Annotated in this window: 17 protein-coding genes; 12 read left to right on the plus strand and 5 right to left on the minus strand. The window is 56.9% G+C overall.

Annotation, left to right across the window (positions count from 1 at the left end):
• Positions 1-13: 13 nt before the first annotated feature.
• The 3 genes from CJ260_RS02790 to CJ260_RS02800 all read left to right on the plus strand — a co-directional run bounded on the left by CJ260_RS02790 (position 14) and on the right by CJ260_RS02800 (position 1,579).
• On the plus strand, positions 14-454 hold the full coding sequence (locus CJ260_RS02790; protein WP_095629089.1) for a single-stranded DNA-binding protein: 441 nt from the start codon (positions 14-16) through the stop codon (positions 452-454).
• 43 nt (positions 455-497) lie between these two features.
• Positions 498-728 carry a 30S ribosomal protein S18 gene (gene rpsR, locus CJ260_RS02795; protein ID WP_087477212.1) on the plus strand — a complete coding sequence of 77 codons (231 nt, stop codon included), beginning with the start codon at positions 498-500 and terminating at the stop codon, positions 726-728.
• Positions 729-868: 140 nt separating this feature from the next.
• Positions 869-1,579: a sulfite exporter TauE/SafE family protein gene (locus tag CJ260_RS02800; protein ID WP_233127877.1), complete on the plus strand. Its 711-nt coding sequence runs from the start codon at positions 869-871 to the stop codon at positions 1,577-1,579.
• Here the strand turns inward: CJ260_RS02800 and CJ260_RS02805 are convergent.
• The gene (locus CJ260_RS02805; RefSeq protein WP_095629091.1) at positions 1,576-2,109 is read right to left on the minus strand and encodes a TIGR00730 family Rossman fold protein; all 534 of its coding nucleotides are present in this window, start codon (positions 2,107-2,109) and stop codon (positions 1,576-1,578) included. The two genes, CJ260_RS02800 and CJ260_RS02805, sit on opposite strands and share 4 nt — an antisense overlap.
• A gap of 212 nt (positions 2,110-2,321) precedes the next feature.
• On the opposite strand from CJ260_RS02805, the gene CJ260_RS02810 reads away from it, so the two are divergent.
• Positions 2,322-3,083: a hypothetical protein gene (locus CJ260_RS02810; protein WP_095629092.1), complete on the plus strand. Its 762-nt coding sequence runs from the start codon at positions 2,322-2,324 to the stop codon at positions 3,081-3,083.
• 58 nt (positions 3,084-3,141) lie between these two features.
• Here the strand turns inward: CJ260_RS02810 and CJ260_RS02815 are convergent, their stop codons facing one another.
• Positions 3,142-3,627: a GNAT family N-acetyltransferase gene (locus tag CJ260_RS02815; RefSeq protein WP_095629093.1), complete on the minus strand. Its 486-nt coding sequence runs from the start codon at positions 3,625-3,627 to the stop codon at positions 3,142-3,144.
• A gap of 113 nt (positions 3,628-3,740) precedes the next feature.
• On the opposite strand from CJ260_RS02815, the gene CJ260_RS02820 reads away from it, so the two are divergent.
• From CJ260_RS02820 to folE, 4 genes are all read left to right on the plus strand, one after another.
• Positions 3,741-4,982 (plus strand): MalY/PatB family protein, encoded by a 1,242-nt coding sequence (locus CJ260_RS02820; protein ID WP_233127873.1) that lies wholly within the window; start codon positions 3,741-3,743, stop codon positions 4,980-4,982.
• A 249-nt stretch (positions 4,983-5,231) separates the two neighbouring features.
• Positions 5,232-5,561, plus strand: coding sequence for a 6-carboxytetrahydropterin synthase QueD (queD, locus tag CJ260_RS02825; protein ID WP_095629095.1), 330 nt, complete (start codon positions 5,232-5,234; stop codon positions 5,559-5,561).
• On the plus strand, positions 5,551-6,213 hold the full coding sequence (locus tag CJ260_RS02830; RefSeq protein ID WP_198947373.1) for a radical SAM protein: 663 nt from the start codon (positions 5,551-5,553) through the stop codon (positions 6,211-6,213). Before queD ends, CJ260_RS02830 begins: the two co-directional genes overlap by 11 nt.
• Positions 6,213-6,770, plus strand: a complete 558-nt coding sequence (gene folE / locus CJ260_RS02835) for a GTP cyclohydrolase I (protein ID WP_095629097.1) — start codon at positions 6,213-6,215, stop codon at positions 6,768-6,770. The genes CJ260_RS02830 and folE overlap by 1 nt, the downstream gene beginning before the upstream one ends.
• A gap of 63 nt (positions 6,771-6,833) precedes the next feature.
• Here the strand turns inward: folE and CJ260_RS02840 are convergent, their stop codons facing one another.
• The 3 genes from CJ260_RS02840 to CJ260_RS02850 all read right to left on the minus strand — a co-directional run bounded on the left by CJ260_RS02840 (position 6,834) and on the right by CJ260_RS02850 (position 9,654).
• The gene (locus CJ260_RS02840) at positions 6,834-7,850 is read right to left on the minus strand and encodes a 1-aminocyclopropane-1-carboxylate deaminase/D-cysteine desulfhydrase (RefSeq protein WP_095629098.1); all 1,017 of its coding nucleotides are present in this window, start codon (positions 7,848-7,850) and stop codon (positions 6,834-6,836) included.
• A 171-nt stretch (positions 7,851-8,021) separates the two neighbouring features.
• Entirely contained in the window at positions 8,022-9,035 is a 1,014-nt protein-coding gene (locus CJ260_RS02845; protein WP_087477222.1) for an inorganic phosphate transporter, read from the minus strand.
• Positions 9,028-9,654: a DUF47 domain-containing protein gene (locus CJ260_RS02850; RefSeq protein ID WP_095629099.1), complete on the minus strand. Its 627-nt coding sequence runs from the start codon at positions 9,652-9,654 to the stop codon at positions 9,028-9,030. The genes CJ260_RS02845 and CJ260_RS02850 overlap by 8 nt, the downstream gene beginning before the upstream one ends.
• A 211-nt stretch (positions 9,655-9,865) precedes the next feature.
• On the opposite strand from CJ260_RS02850, the gene CJ260_RS02855 reads away from it, so the two are divergent.
• The 4 genes from CJ260_RS02855 (at position 9,866) to CJ260_RS02870 (ending at position 14,210) form a co-directional block, all read left to right on the plus strand.
• On the plus strand, positions 9,866-10,819 hold the full coding sequence (locus tag CJ260_RS02855) for an L-lactate dehydrogenase (RefSeq protein WP_095629100.1): 954 nt from the start codon (positions 9,866-9,868) through the stop codon (positions 10,817-10,819).
• 87 nt (positions 10,820-10,906) lie between these two features.
• Positions 10,907-12,247, plus strand: coding sequence for a nucleobase:cation symporter-2 family protein (locus CJ260_RS02860; RefSeq protein WP_095629101.1), 1,341 nt, complete (start codon positions 10,907-10,909; stop codon positions 12,245-12,247).
• Positions 12,248-12,275: 28 nt separating this feature from the next.
• A complete protein-coding gene (locus CJ260_RS02865) occupies positions 12,276-13,598 on the plus strand; it encodes a L,D-transpeptidase (RefSeq protein ID WP_233127874.1) in 1,323 nt (440 codons plus the stop codon).
• 192 nt (positions 13,599-13,790) lie between these two features.
• Positions 13,791-14,210, plus strand: a complete 420-nt coding sequence (locus CJ260_RS02870) for a NifB/NifX family molybdenum-iron cluster-binding protein (protein ID WP_087477227.1) — start codon at positions 13,791-13,793, stop codon at positions 14,208-14,210.
• The last annotated feature ends 38 nt before the right edge of the window (positions 14,211-14,248 follow it).

The following is a 14,248-nucleotide window of genomic DNA, read 5'->3' on the forward strand; positions in this document are numbered from 1 at the left end:
GAGGCGCGAAGGTATGAATTCAGTACAGTTATTAGGCAATTTGGCCCGTGACCCGGAAATCCGTTTTACGAAGACGGGCAGAGCCGTAGCCATGTTTACCGTCGCCTGCACTCGCACGTACGTGCCGATGGGCAGCACGGAACAGAGAGAATTAACTGATTTTATTCCTTGTGTTGCTTGGGGTAATTTGGCGGAAAGCTGCGGCAACAACTTAGCAAAAGGCAGCCGCGTGTTCGTTCAGGGCCGTATTTCCGTGCGTTCCTATGAAACGCCGGACGGTCAGAAACGGTACCGCACCGAAGTCGTTTGCGATCTCGTTGCCCAGGCCTTGGGAAGCGATCACCAGCAGATGCCTGTTCATCAGGCCGCTCCCGTACAGTCCAGACCGGCCGCTCCTGGCGCAGGTTTCGGCAGCATGGGTTCCGATGCTGTTGACGAAGAAATCCCATTCTAAAGTCAAACAAAGCCCTTCTTAATTTTTGAAGGAGGATACATAGATGAGAAGAGAACGCTCGAGAAAACCGAGAAGAAAAGTTTGCAGCTTCTGCGTAGATCATGCTGAACAGATCGACTACAAAGATATTGCAAAACTTCGCCGTTTCACAACAGAACGTGGCAAAATCCTGCCGCGCCGCATTTCCGGCGTTTGCGCAAAACATCAGCGCAAACTGACTGTTGCAATCAAACGGGCAAGAGCTATCGCTCTGCTTCCGTACACGGCAGAATAATACACCATGACATGAACTGTCCTGTAAGATCGTCTTGCAGGACAGTTTTTTTGCGCCTGTTTTGCGGCAGATGCAAGGGCGAAATGTGGTATAATTGGAATCATACCTGCGAAAGAGAGAAGGAGGCGCCGCTCGTGTCGATGCTGGAAGAAATGCTGTTTTTGCTCGTCCTGTTTGGAGCCAACGTCATTCAGGGGATTACGGGCTTTGCCGGGACGCTCCTGGCGATGCCGGCGTCGATTCTGCTCATCGGGCCGGATAAGGCCAAGGCTATCTTAAATATCATGGCCGTGCTGTCGTGCAGCATTATCGCCGTGCAGTCCCTGCGGTACGTCGACGTCCGGGAGCTGCTGAAAATCATCGCGGCGATGCTGCTTGGCATGGGCGTCGGAATGTATGCGTACGCCGTCTGCCCATTGACCTATCTGATTCCCGTGTACGGAGCCTTCGTCATGGCCGTCGGGGCGCGGAATCTGTACGCGAAAAAAGCCCCTTCCTTCTCGCGGAAAGAGGCTTGGGCCGTCCTATTGGGCGCCGGCGTCGTCCACGGCATGTTCGTGTCCGGCGGGGCCCTCCTCGTCGTGTACGCGGCGGCGACGTTCCGGGACAAGGAGGTGTTCCGCAGCACCCTGGCTGCCGTGTGGGTCATCCTCAACGGCCTGCTCATGGGAAAGGATTTTTTCAGCGGCGTATATGCCGGCGATGTCGTCTTTCTGACGGCGGTCAGCGTCGTGCCCCTGGCAGCGGCCATTTACGTCGGCACGGCGATTCACCGGCGCATCAACCAGGCCTTGTTCATGAAGCTGTCCTACGCCCTGCTGATCCTGTCGGGAGCTATGCTCGTCCTTTAGCGGCGGAGGATTTTTTCGATGCCTTCAATGGACGTAACGAAATTCGCCTTTTCGCGGCCGGCTTGATTGAGAAAGCCGGCTCTTACCATGTGGTCGAATAATTTCTCTAAGTGGTCGTAGCAGCCATGGATGTTGTACAGTATGCAGGGCTTGGCGTGGCGTCCCAGGCGGGCTGCCGAGATGGCTTCGGCGATTTCCTCCAGCGTGCCGGCCCCGCCAGGCAGGGCGATGAAGGCATCCCCCATCTGGAGCATGGTGTCCTTGCGCTGGCTCATCGTGTCTACCGTAATGAGCTGGTTCAGGCCCGTGTGGACCTCTTCGGCTGTCTTGAGAAACTCCGGGATGACGCCGATAGCCTTGCCGCCGTTGGCTAAGACGGCGTTCGCCAGCTTTCCCATCAGGCCGGTCCGGCCGCCGCCGTAGACCAGCGTAATGCCATGGGCGGCCAGCCATTGGCCCAATTCCGACGCCTTTTGTTCATAAATCGGTTCGCTGCCGGCGCTGGCGCCGCAGTAGACGGTAATATTCACGAATATGACCTCCTGTCTTTGTCTTTCTTTTTATTATACAGCAATATGCCTTCGGCGGCTTGCCGTTCTTGTAATCCCTTGGCGAAATATATGTAATATTTTTGTCGGGTCATTGGAAAGGGCCGCCGTTTTTCTGCGATTTTCGTTGTATTCCGGGAAGGGCAGGCGTATAATGTGATGTTGCAAGAGGTAACAAAAGGAGTTGACCTGAATTGAAAGCAACTACATGTATCGCCTGCGCAGTCTGCGCCTTAGGCCTGACGGCGCCGTGTCTGGCTGAGGAACCGCTGCCGGCAGCGGCTGTCGCCGTCGTATCGGTTCAGCCGGCGCAGGATGAGTCGGCTGCGTCGTGGCTCGAACCGGCTGCCGGCGAATGGTACGACTTGAAGGGTGAATTGGCTATGACGATCAGCGGCAGCACGATCAACGGCTGCCCCGTCGCGGCATCAGGAAACTGTACGTATGGATATCCCCGCACGGGCCATTTCACGATTTCCGAAAGCCAGGGGACGAGAACCCTGACGCTGGATTTGCTGGGCCATAAATCCCACCAGTATCTCATCGTCGACGGCAAGACGGCCCTGCGCCGCTCTATTCATCCCGAATACAGCGAATCGGTCGGCGGCATATACCTGGGCATGACAAGGGACGACGTGACGGCAAAGTACGGCTATCCTAATGAAATCACGGCCGATCAGGGCATGGAGCACTGGTCGTACGGCCTGCACCGCATGGACGTATTCTTCCAGGGCGGCATCGTCATGGCCGTCCGCCTGTATAAAGGCAGCGATATCAAATTTGATAAGTCCGGCCTGGGTGCCGACGCGGCGATGGCGGCCTACGCCGAAGCGTATAAGCTCGCTGCAGTGCCGGTCATTCCGGCAGACGACGGCGTCCTGTCGCCGGCCTACGACTTGCCTCAGGGCGAAAAATTCCACGTCAGCCAGCGTTACGTCCAGCTGTCCGTGGACTGACGAAAATATATTCATAACGCAGGTTCTTTCCCCTGTTTTGCGGGGCAAAGGGCTTGCGTTATTTTTGTATAGAACGCTCCATGGCGAAATTGACCAGGACTTGTCCTGCCCGATGAACGCACTGCCGGCGGACGACGGCGTAGCCTCGCTGCTCAAAAAACGGCCGGGCCGTCAGGGAGGCGTTGGTGCGGATCTTCGCATGGCCTTCGGCGGCGGCGCGCCCTTCGATGCGTTCCGCCAGGGCTTTGGCGACGCCGCGGCGCTGGTAGTCCTTGTGGACGTAGAGGCAGTCGAAGTACTCGCCGTCCCGGTTGGCGAATCCGACGATACGGCCGTCCTGCACGGCGACCCACGTGTCTTCCCCTTTTAAGAGGCCCTGCCATCGGGAGAGGTCCGGCTTTTTCGGGGCCCAGGCGTCGGCCTGCTCCGGTGTGTAATCCTTGAGGTTTACGCTGTGAATCGTATCGTAAAACAACGATACGACGGACTGTAAATCCCCTTCGTCGTAGGGGCGAATGAAGAGTGAAGTAAAAATTGTTTTCATAAGAGCTCCTGAAACGTGCAGAATTTGTATATCAGTATAGCAGAACAGAGCTCTTCGCAAAAGCTTTTTGACGAGCTTTTCATTCTTTGTTATGCTGTAGATAAAGCGAAATCATGAATGAAAAGGAGATGACTGCCATGACCTACGATTTTGATGAAATCATCGACCGCCGCCATACGAACGCCCTCAATACGGACGGCTTCCGCGGCTATATTTTCCACGCCGGACCGGAGAAGAAATTTCCCTTCGCCGACGACGAATTCGTCTGCATGTGGGTAGCCGACATGGAATTCGCCACGCCGCCGGAAATCTGCCAAGCCATGAAAGACCGCATCGACCGCCGCATTTTCGGTTATACCCTGCTGTGCGACGACTCTTACTACGACGTCTTTGCCGGCTGGTGCCAAAAGATGTACGGCTGGACCTTCCCCAAGGAAGAACTCGTCTTTTCGCCGGGCATCATTCCGGCCCTGTACGAGCTCGTCGAAGACCTCGTCAAGGACACGGAAAAAATCCTCATGGTATCGCCGGCGTACGGCTTTTTCCAGCACGCCGCCGAATACGCCGATCGGACCTACGTATGCTCGCCCTTTGTATACGATGCGGGCAAATTTTCCATCGACTTCGACGACTTCGAGGCGAAGGCCGCCGACCCGCACATGAAGCTGGTCATCTGGTGCAATCCTCACAACCCGACGGGCCGCATCTGGACGGAAGAGGAGCTCCGGCGCGTCGCGGCCATCGTAGAAAAGTATAACCTCTGGATTATCAGCGACGAAATTCACTGCGATCTCCTGCGCTGCGGCAAGACCCACACGCCGATGGGCAAAATCATGGCGGATTATCCCAAGCTCGTGACATGCATGTCGGCAAGCAAGACCTTCAACATGGCCGGCCTCATGTTCTCGGACATCATCATCCGCGACGCCGAGCTGCGGCGCCATTTTGCGGCCCGCGACAAGACTGTGGGATTCATCAATCCCTTGTCCCTCGAAGCCCACAAGGCGGCTTACCTCTCTTGCGGCGACTGGCTCGACCAGCTCCGGGCATATCTGGACGGCAACTTCCAGTTTGTCAAGGACTACGCAGCGGAGCACCTGCCGAAGATTTCCTTTGAAATTCCCGACGCGACGTACCTGGCCTGGATGGACATGAGCCCCTACCTCGGCGACGTAGAAAATATCCCCGATTTCTTTGCTAACGAAGCGGGTGTACTCCTCGAAGGCGGCGACAGCCTGTTCGTCGGCAACGCTAAGGGCTTTATCCGCCTGAACCTGGCCATGCCCCGTTCGATTATCGCCGAAGGCCTGAAGCGGATGGACGAAGCGATTCAGAAGCATTTGGCGGCGAAATAAGAAAAACAATTCTATAGCTGCAAATTGACATACCTCTCCGGTGAAGACGAGCCTTGCCTTTGCCGAAGAGGTTTTTTGCTGCCGATACAAGGGGGCAGATATTTGACGTGTTTTCGCAAATTCAGTATAATGGAAACATGCCGAGGCAGGTGCAGGCTTGTTTGAAACTGAATCGGCGTACCGGGCTGATACCGGTTATTTTTTTGCGGTTTTGATGACTTGTTTGATGCGAAATTGTGAGGAGTTTCTATGTATACAGTAACGAAACGGCTGGAAATCGCGGCGGCCCACCGCCTGAGCCTGAATTACGAAAGCCAGTGTGAAAACCTGCACGGCCACAACTGGATTATCTACGTGACGTGCCGGCGGGAAGAGCTGAATGAAAACGGCATGGTCGTCGATTTTAAGGACATATCCAATATCGTGAAAGGGAAGCTGGATCATGCCTATCTGAACGATGTGATTCCCGGCAATCCGACGGCGGAAAACATCGCCAAGTGGATCTGCGATTCCATTCCCTTTTGCGTCAAAGTGAGCGTGCAGGAATCGGAAGGGAATGTGGCGACGTATGAAGTATAAGTTTCCCGTCGTAGAAATCTTCGACAGCATCGAGGGAGAAGGAAAGCGAACAGGCTACCTGAGCACCTTTATCCGCTTCGCCGGCTGCAACCTCCGCTGTTCGTACTGCGATACGGCCTATGCCTTGTCGGCAGACGACGTGGCGGCGGAATATACAGCGGACGAATTGGCGCAGATTGTATTGGATAATCCCTGGAGCCGCGCGACTCTGACGGGAGGCGAGCCCATGCTGCAGCCCCTGCAGGAGCTGACGGAACGGCTTTGCTGCGGCGGCTGCGAGGTCAATATCGAGACGAACGGCGCCGTACTGTTGCCTTCCCGCCGGCCTGAGGGCTTGTTTTATACGATGGACTGGAAATCCCCCTCGTCGGGCATGCGCGAGGCCATGAAGCCGGAAAACCTGCAGGAACGGCTGACGCCTGCCGACGTCGTCAAGTTTGTCGTCGCGACGAAGGACGATTTAGACGATATGGCTTATACGATTTCCCATTTGCTGCCGGCGGCGCGGCCCCTGCTGTACGTATCGCCTGTGTGGGGCGAAATCGAGGCGGCGGCCCTCGTCGATTTCGTTAAGGAGAAGGGACTGGACGACGTGTGCGTGCAGGTGCAGCTCCATAAAATCATCTACGATCCGGAGGCCAGAGGCGTATAATGGACAAAGAAAAATTAAAGCAGGCGGCGGCGCTGATTTTGGAAGCCGTCGGGCAGGACGGCCGCGACGGGACGAAGGAGACGCCGGAGCGTTTTGCCAAGATGATGGAAGAACGGCTGGCCTACGCCGGCGTTTCCAACGAAGAAATCGCTAGGGAATTCGATAAGGTGTTTCCATGTGATGACGGCAATATGGTCGTCGTCAAGGACATCGACGTGTTCAGCTTTTGCGAGCATCACATTGCCCTCATGTACGATATGAAAATCGCTATCGGCTATATCCCCAAGGGCTGCGTCATCGGCTTATCGAAGCTGGCCCGCATCGCCGACGCCGTCTGCCGGCGTCTTCAGCTGCAGGAGCGCATCGGCGCCGATATATACGACGTGCTGCGGCGCATCGTCAAGACCGACGACATCATCGTCTGCATTCAGGGCGAGCATTCCTGCATGACGGCCCGGGGCATCAAGAAGCCGGGCTCCCAGACGCGGACCTTGTACGCCGGCGGCGTCTTTGACGATCCCCTGCGGCGAAACGAATTTTTTAACCTCATACGGTAACGCATACAGGCTCCCTTTCAGACGGATACGCTGTCTGAAGGGGAGCCTGTCATCGTTTCGGCCTTATGGGATGATTTGGATTGCGTCTTGCAGTTCTTTTTCTAATTTCAGTCGATGGGCTTTTTCATATAAGCCGGCCATGCTGCCGTCGTGGAGGAAGATGACCTGCCGCCCTAATTTGATTTTCTTTTCCTTGATCATGTCGAGGACGGCGGCGAAGGCTTTGCCGGAGCTCGTCGGGTCGAGGAGAATCCCCTCGTGGCTGGCCATGAGGCGGACGGCGTCGCGGACATGGCGGTCCGCTTCGCCGTATCCCTTGCGGATATAAGCCGTCTCGATGTGCATGTCGCTGTCGTCGAACTCGAAGCCGTACGTTTCCTTTACCTGCCGGAAGTAGTCGCCCAAGCGGTCTTCGTCGAGGGGCTTGACGGCGATGCCGACGGGCTTTAAGGACGAGCCGATGGCTTTCAGGCCGCAGTATAAGCCGACGTACGTGCCAAGGGTCGTCACGGGGACGTAGACCGTCGCTCCCTGCAGGTACTGTTCCTGAGCCTGCTTGTCCAGCTCGGCGGCGCAGTCGTAATAGCCCAGCATGCCCGTCGCGTCGCTGCCGCCCATGGGGATGAAGTACAGGCGATGGCCCTGGGCGATTTCCTGTTCCATGACGGCCTTTGCCGTTTCTTCCAGCTGGACCGCTTCGGGGCGGCCGTCGTCCTTCTTGACGACGGTCCGGGCGCCGAACAGGCTGCTGAGGAGCAGGTTGCCGCTCAGCTCGCCGTCGTAATGGCCGACGGAAATGACGATGCTGCGCAGGCCGTATTTCGCCGCGGCGGCCGCCGTGAGACGGCAGTGGTCGGAGCGGATGTCGCCGACGGTGACGACGGTGTCGGACTGGGAATTGACGGCGTCGAACAGCAGGTATTCCAATTTACGCAGCATGCCGCCGCCTCCGCCGAAGGGCGTCACGTCGTCGCGCTTTATGTAGAGTTCCCGGAAGAGCTCCTGAGACAAGCCCGAAAGGTACTGCAGCGGCGTCGGGTGCTCGTCCAGAAGGGTCAGTTTCGGTCGTAATGTGTTCATAATCAGGCCTCCTTTTATCTTCTACGCTTAATAGTATCATAGATAAAATTGGGAGAAAAGAGGAAACCACGGGCCCCGCCTGCAGAATATGCGGCGGGGCCCGTGGTTGGGGAAGCGATATGAGTCGCGGCGGCTGGCGTCAGATTGACAGGCGCTGCCGCCGGCGGTCGGTTATAAGCCGGGCAGTACGACTACCATGATGTGCGAAATGATGTAGTAGGAAATGGCCCCCATGATGGCCGTGCAGGGAATGGTCATAACCCAGGCCGTGACCATCTGACGGGCTACGTTCCAGTGGACGGCTTTGGCCCGCTGGGCCGCGCCGACGCCCATGATGGAGCCGGAGACGACGTGCGTCGTCGAGACGGGCAGGTGGAGCATCGTCGCCGAGAAGATGACGACGGCCGAGTTCAGGTCGGCTGCAAAGCCGTGGATGGGGTGCATCTTGAAGATCTTGCCGCCGACGGTGCGGATGATTTTCCAGCCGCCGACGCTGGTGCCGAGAGCCATGGCCAGGGCGCAGAGGAACTTGACCATCGTCGGGACTTCCAGCGTGTCGATGACGCCGCCCGACAAGAGGGCCAGGGTGATGATGCCCATGGACTTCTGGGCGTCGTTGGAGCCGTGGGAGAAGGCCATGAGGGCCGCTGAGACGACCTGCAGCCTGTTGGCCGTCATGTTGATCTTAGCCGGCTTGAAGTTGCGGCAGACGACGAACAGGATGTTCATGATGATATAGCCGACGACGATGGCCGTAACGGGCGACAGGATGAGGGACAGGAAAATCTTGATGATGCCCCAGTCGTTGAGGGCCGCCGTGCCGACGGAAAAGGCGACGGCGCCGATCATGCCGCCGATGAGGGCGTGGGACGAGCTGGAGGGCATGCCGAACCACCAGGTCAGCAGGTTCCAGACGATAGCGCCGACGAGGCCGGCGACGATGACCAGCTCGTTGATCATGGCCGGCGACGTGACGATGTCGCCGCCGATGGTCTTGGCGACGCCCGTAGAAATCATAGCGCCGACGAAGTTTAAGAAGGCCGACCCCATGATGGCGATGCCCGGCCGGATGGCCCGCGTCGAGACGCAGGTGGCGATGGCGTTGGCCGTATCGTGGAAGCCGTTGATAAAGTCGAAGGCCAGGGCCAGGACGACGACCAGGATAATTAACGGGGTATCAAGCATACTTCATCGTCACCTCTTTTATGATATTGCCGAGCTCTTCCACTTCGTCCGACGTGTCTTCCAGCGTGCCCAGCACGTCTTTCCAGCGGATGATGTCGAGCAGGTCCATTTCGCCGTTGAAGATGCGGGAAATTTCGCGGCGGTAAATGTTGTCGACTTCCGTTTCGATTTTGCTCAGGCGGTTGGCTCGTTCCATGAGCTCCGCTTCGTTTTTGTCGATATTTTTCAAGAGCGAGAAAATGTCTTTCAGCTCTTTGCCCATGAGCTCCAGCTGGTCGACGATGTCGACGGCGGCCGGCGTCATCGTTTTGATGTGGTACAGGCTGATGCGCATAAGGGAGCCGTGAAGCTGGTCGATGCAGTCTTCGAGCTGGCATGTGAGCTTGTAAAAGTCTTCGCGGTCGATGGGCGTAATAAATACGCGGCATAACTTCATGATGACGTCTTCATTGATTTTATCCGACGTGTGCTCCAGCTGGGCGATATCCTTCATGTACATGGAAATATTGGCCGTGTTGGTCATGACGTCCTTGGCGATGAGGGTGCCGCGGTGGAAGTTTTCGGCGTTTTCAATCAAATAATCAAAAAACTCTTCATGCTTGTTGCTGATACTGAACATCTATGTGACTCCTCCTAAGTAATGATTGGTTCCAGTATATAATATATCGTTTGTCATTATGTAAAAGAAATGTAAAGAATTTGTAAAATTATTGGGGGAAATGGGAAAAAATCGGGACGATAAACGTTTTTTTTACCCTTGTATATGCTATAATCTATACAGACGAGTAAAGCAAATTTTACATACGCATGCCTGAAGGAGGATATGTTTTATGGTAAACACACGCAAGGTGGTCATCGTCGGAGCCGGCCACGTAGGCTCTCACGTCGCATTGGCCCTGATTCAGTCCGGCGAAGCCGACGACATCGTCTTGATTGATATTTTGAAGGAAAAGGCCCAGGGACAGGCGATGGACCTGGACGACGGCGTCAGCGGCGCCTTGTGCGGCAACGATGCCCAGATCCGCGCCGGCGGCTATGAAGAACTCAATGACGCCGACATCCTGGTCATGGCCTTTGGCCGCAGCCGCAAGCCCGGCGAAACGCGCCTCGACATGTTCGACGATTCGATCCGCATGGCTCAGGAAGTCATTTCCCATCTGAAGCAGGTAGACTTCAAGGGCATCATGCTCAGCATATCCAACCCTGCCGACATCATCTGCGAATACATCCGCCGTCAAATGGGCTGGGAACGCAATCGCTGCTTCTGCACCGGCACGAGCCTCGAAACGTACCGCCTGCTTCGCGTCCTGTCTCATCGGACGGGCTACGCCCGCCGCTCCATTCAGGGCATGTGCATGGGCGAACACGGCAACTCCAGCTTCATCGTCTGGTCCCAGGTATACGTCGGCGGCAAGCCCTTCGCGGCCCTCATGGCGGAAAAGCCGGATCTGGCGGCGCTCAGCCTGGACGACTTGCAGACGGAAGTCAAGCGGGCCGGCGACATTGAAATCGACGGCAAAGGCTGCACCGAATTCGGCATCGCCAACGCGGCGTGCATGATCATTTCGGCTATTTTCCATGACCAGAAGCTCGTATGGCCCTGCTCGACGGCCTTGTTCGGCGAATACGGCGAAGAAAACGTAGCGGCCGGCGTGCCCTGCGTCATCGGCAAGGACGGCATGGAAGGCGTCGTCGAAGTCGCCCTGACGGAAGAGGAACAGAAGAAGTTCCACGATTCGTGCGATATTCTCCGCAGCTTCCTGGACCGGGCCGAAGGATTATAATTTTCATGCGTTATGGCAGGCTGTGACGAAGGCTTTCGCCGCAGTCTGCTTTTGTATTTAACTACTGTGTTGAGGTGAAAAGAAGACATGAATTTCTTATTGACCAGACAGGCGTCTCATCCTGTAGACCGGATGCTGCCGATGCCGAAATTGTTTGCCTATGGGCTGCAGCATGTCCTGGCCATGTATTCCGGAGCCGTCGCCGTGCCGATCATCGTGGCCCAGGCCCTGCATCTGACGCCGGAGCAGCTCATTCATTTGATTAACGCCGACTTGTTTACTTGCGGCATTGCGACGATTCTCCAGACCGTCGGCTTTTGGAAGGTCGGCTCCCGCATCCCCATGATACAGGGCGTTACCTTCGCTTCGGTTACGCCGATGATCATGATCGGGCAGGAGCACGGTATAACGGCCATATACGGGGCGATTATCGCCGCCGGGTTGTTCACCTTCCTCGTCGCGCCCTATTTCAGCCGCCTGATCAAGCTGTTTCCGCCCGTCGTCACGGGTACGATTATCATGATGATCGGGATTACCCTCCTGCCCGTGGCCGTGCGCTGGGTCGGCGGCGGCAACCCGTCTTCGCCTGACTTTGCCAGCCCTATGAACCTGTTTCTGGCGGCCTTTACCCTGGCTATCGTCGTGGCCATTTACCGCTGCGGCAAGGGCTTTGTCAGCAACGTATCTGTCCTCATCGGGCTCATCTGCGGCACCATCTTGTCCATGATATTAGGCGTGGCTAACTTTGACGAAGTCGGGCGGGCCGATTGGATCGGCATCATCACGCCCTTTTCCTTCGGCCTTCCGACCTTTAACGTCGGCTCGATCATTTCCATGATCATCGTCATGCTCGTCGTCATGGTAGAAACGACGGGCGACTGCATCGCTATCGGCGAAATCGTCAAGCGCCCCGTCGGCAGAGGCCGGCTGGCCCGCTGTCTCCGCGCCGACGGCTTGTCGACGCTGATCGGCGGCATCTTCAACAGCTTCCCCTATACGGCCTTCGCCCAGAACGTCGGCCTCATCGCCGTCACGCGCGTCAAGAGCCGCTTCGTCGTCGCCGCTTCGGGCGTCATCCTCATCCTGCTGGGGCTGTTCCCGAAGATGGCTGCCGTCGTAGCCTGCATTCCCAACGCCGTCCTCGGCGGCGCAGGCATCGCCATGTTCGGCATGGTCATTGCCAGCGGCGTCCGGGCTTTGGCCAAGGTCAAATTTGATGGAAACTACAACCTCATGCTCGTCGCCGTCAGCATCGGCATGAGCATGATTCCCCTGACGGTCCCGAATTTCTTCCAGCATTTCCCCGACGTCGTGAAGGTTATCTGCCAGAGCGGCATTACCCTGGGCAGCCTGACGGCCGTCGTGCTGAACATTTTGTTCAACGGGTTTAAGCCGGAAGAAGATAAGACCCAGGCCGATCAGGCGTAATATAATAGTATTTGCAGAGGGAGCGTACATGAAGAGACATTTACTGACCCTGGCCTGTACATGGGCCGCAGCAGCCGGAATTGCCTTGGCTGCAGAACCGCCTGCGCCGGTCCTGTCGGTGCAGGCAGCGCAGATTCAGACGGCAGAGGACGAGAGCCGCCGGTCTGACGCGGACAGTGCGCCGCCTCGCAGCCGCGCGGAAGCGGGTGAGCCTGCTTCTGCCGATACATCTGCGCCTGCCCGTTCTTCCAAAGACAAAAAGCAGGATCGCAACGCCGGAACGAAAACCGGCGAAGACCGAAAAGACCAGGCCGGACAAGCGGCTCCGGCTCCGGTAGTGACGGTACAATCGAAAATGCCGCCAAACGTGACGGTAGAAATAAAAAAGGCCCCCGCGGAAACGACGCCGAAGCCCCGGAAACAGACGGAGCAAGGCCGAAAAATCGGCATCAACGCAGCCAGCCGCATGCTCATTTTGTATGAAAACGGCAAAAAGGTACGCATGTACCACGTAGGCGTCGGCACGCCGTCTACGCCGACGCCGCCCGGCTTTTACAGCGTGCAGACGAAGGAAGTCGACCCGACGTGGATCGACCCCAGCGATACGACCGTACAGATTCCGGCGGGCCCCGACAATCCCCTGGGCTATCGCTGGATCGGCTTTCACGGTACCTACGGCATTCATGGGACCAATAATCCTTCCTCCGTAGGCTATTACGTGTCCAACGGCTGCGTCCGCATGTATGAGGAAGACGTGGAAGAGCTGTATCCTCTCGTATCCATCGGTACGCCGGTCACGGTCTATTATGACCGCATCGTCATCGACAGCGCGGCGGATCATACTGTTTCGTACTACATCTATCCCGACGGCTACGGCTGGCAGCCGCTGACCGTTCAGGACGTGCGGCGGGCCTTGGCCGGCTACGGCGTGGAAAACTTTGTGACGGCCGAATCCATCGCCGCCAAAATCGCCGCGTCAGACGGGCAGCCGACGTATATTGCCAAAGCGTACGACCTGTATGTAAACCGGAAGAAGCTGCCCCTGCGGGCCCTGAAAGCTCACGGCATCACCTATCTTCCGGCTGTCGCCGTCGCCACGGTGCTGCGCCTGGATCTGCACTGGGACAACAGCCGCCGGCTGCTGACCAGCCCCTACGGCTCGGCTCCGGGCGTCGTGAGAAATAACGTCGTATACGTAAATGCCGCCTTTGCCGACAGGCTGTTTCATTTGTCCGGCACGCTGACGGGGGACTTGATTTACAACATGCAGTCCCAAGCGCCGCCTGCACCTAAGGCGGCTGTAAGCGTGACCATATCGCCGACGGACGGCCCGTCGCTGAAGACGACGTGATAAAAAACGGCTCCGCTGTTAGGAGAATCGCCTGTATTTAAGGCGATTTCCTACGGCGGGCCGTTTTTATTTGGGATATATGGAGCGGTCCTGTGTTGACAAATAGAATATAGTGATTTATAATTGACATATGTCAAAAATAAAACGTCGTACAGGCTGGCGTCAGCCGGTCATAGAAAGGGATGGACAAGTATGAAAATTGCAGTTACTTATGAACAGGGCCAGATTTTTCAGCATTTCGGCCATACGGAACAATTCAAGATTTACGAAGTAGAAAACGGCGCAGTCGTCAGCGCAGAAGTCGTCGATACGATGGGCAGCGGCCACGGCGCGCTGGCCGGATTTTTGCAGGCTCAGGGTGTCCATACGCTGATCTGCGGCGGCATCGGCGGCGGAGCGCAAATGGCTCTGGCTCAGGCCGGCATCGCCTTGTACGGCGGCGTACAGGGTTCGGCAGACGAAGCCGTAGCAGCTCTGCTGGCGGGAACGCTCTCCTTTAATCCTGACGTGCACTGCGACCATCATGACCATGCACACGGCCACGGCGATCATGCCTGCGGCGAACACGGCTGCGGCCAGCATGAACATCACGGCTGCGGACACCATCACTAATTAAACCAAGGCAAGACCATATACGACAGCGAAAGAAG

The sequence above is a fragment of the Megasphaera sp. ASD88 genome (genome assembly GCF_002287425.1).
GTDB lineage: Bacteria > Bacillota > Negativicutes > Veillonellales > Megasphaeraceae > Megasphaera > Megasphaera stantonii.

What these genes read in the sequence shown, in the direction of transcription:
- CJ260_RS02855 (WP_095629100.1), top strand. Translation starts at nt 9,866, where the DNA reads ATGGTAAACACACGCAAGGTGGTCATCGTCGGAGCCGGCCACGTAGGC.
- rpsR (WP_087477212.1), top strand. Translation starts at nt 498, where the DNA reads ATGAGAAGAGAACGCTCGAGAAAACCGAGAAGAAAAGTTTGCAGCTTC.
- CJ260_RS02840 (WP_095629098.1), bottom strand. Translation starts at nt 7,850, where the DNA reads ATGAACACATTACGACCGAAACTGACCCTTCTGGACGAGCACCCGACG.
- CJ260_RS02830 (WP_198947373.1), top strand. Translation starts at nt 5,551, where the DNA reads ATGAAGTATAAGTTTCCCGTCGTAGAAATCTTCGACAGCATCGAGGGA.
- CJ260_RS02815 (WP_095629093.1), bottom strand. Translation starts at nt 3,627, where the DNA reads ATGAAAACAATTTTTACTTCACTCTTCATTCGCCCCTACGACGAAGGG.
- CJ260_RS02820 (WP_233127873.1), top strand. Translation starts at nt 3,741, where the DNA reads ATGAATGAAAAGGAGATGACTGCCATGACCTACGATTTTGATGAAATC.
- CJ260_RS02845 (WP_087477222.1), bottom strand. Translation starts at nt 9,035, where the DNA reads ATGCTTGATACCCCGTTAATTATCCTGGTCGTCGTCCTGGCCCTGGCC.
- folE (WP_095629097.1), top strand. Translation starts at nt 6,213, where the DNA reads ATGGACAAAGAAAAATTAAAGCAGGCGGCGGCGCTGATTTTGGAAGCC.
- CJ260_RS02850 (WP_095629099.1), bottom strand. Translation starts at nt 9,654, where the DNA reads ATGTTCAGTATCAGCAACAAGCATGAAGAGTTTTTTGATTATTTGATT.
- queD (WP_095629095.1), top strand. Translation starts at nt 5,232, where the DNA reads ATGTATACAGTAACGAAACGGCTGGAAATCGCGGCGGCCCACCGCCTG.
- CJ260_RS02860 (WP_095629101.1), top strand. Translation starts at nt 10,907, where the DNA reads ATGAATTTCTTATTGACCAGACAGGCGTCTCATCCTGTAGACCGGATG.
- CJ260_RS02865 (WP_233127874.1), top strand. Translation starts at nt 12,276, where the DNA reads ATGAAGAGACATTTACTGACCCTGGCCTGTACATGGGCCGCAGCAGCC.
- CJ260_RS02870 (WP_087477227.1), top strand. Translation starts at nt 13,791, where the DNA reads ATGAAAATTGCAGTTACTTATGAACAGGGCCAGATTTTTCAGCATTTC.
- CJ260_RS02790 (WP_095629089.1), top strand. Translation starts at nt 14, where the DNA reads ATGAATTCAGTACAGTTATTAGGCAATTTGGCCCGTGACCCGGAAATC.
- CJ260_RS02800 (WP_233127877.1), top strand. Translation starts at nt 869, where the DNA reads ATGCTGGAAGAAATGCTGTTTTTGCTCGTCCTGTTTGGAGCCAACGTC.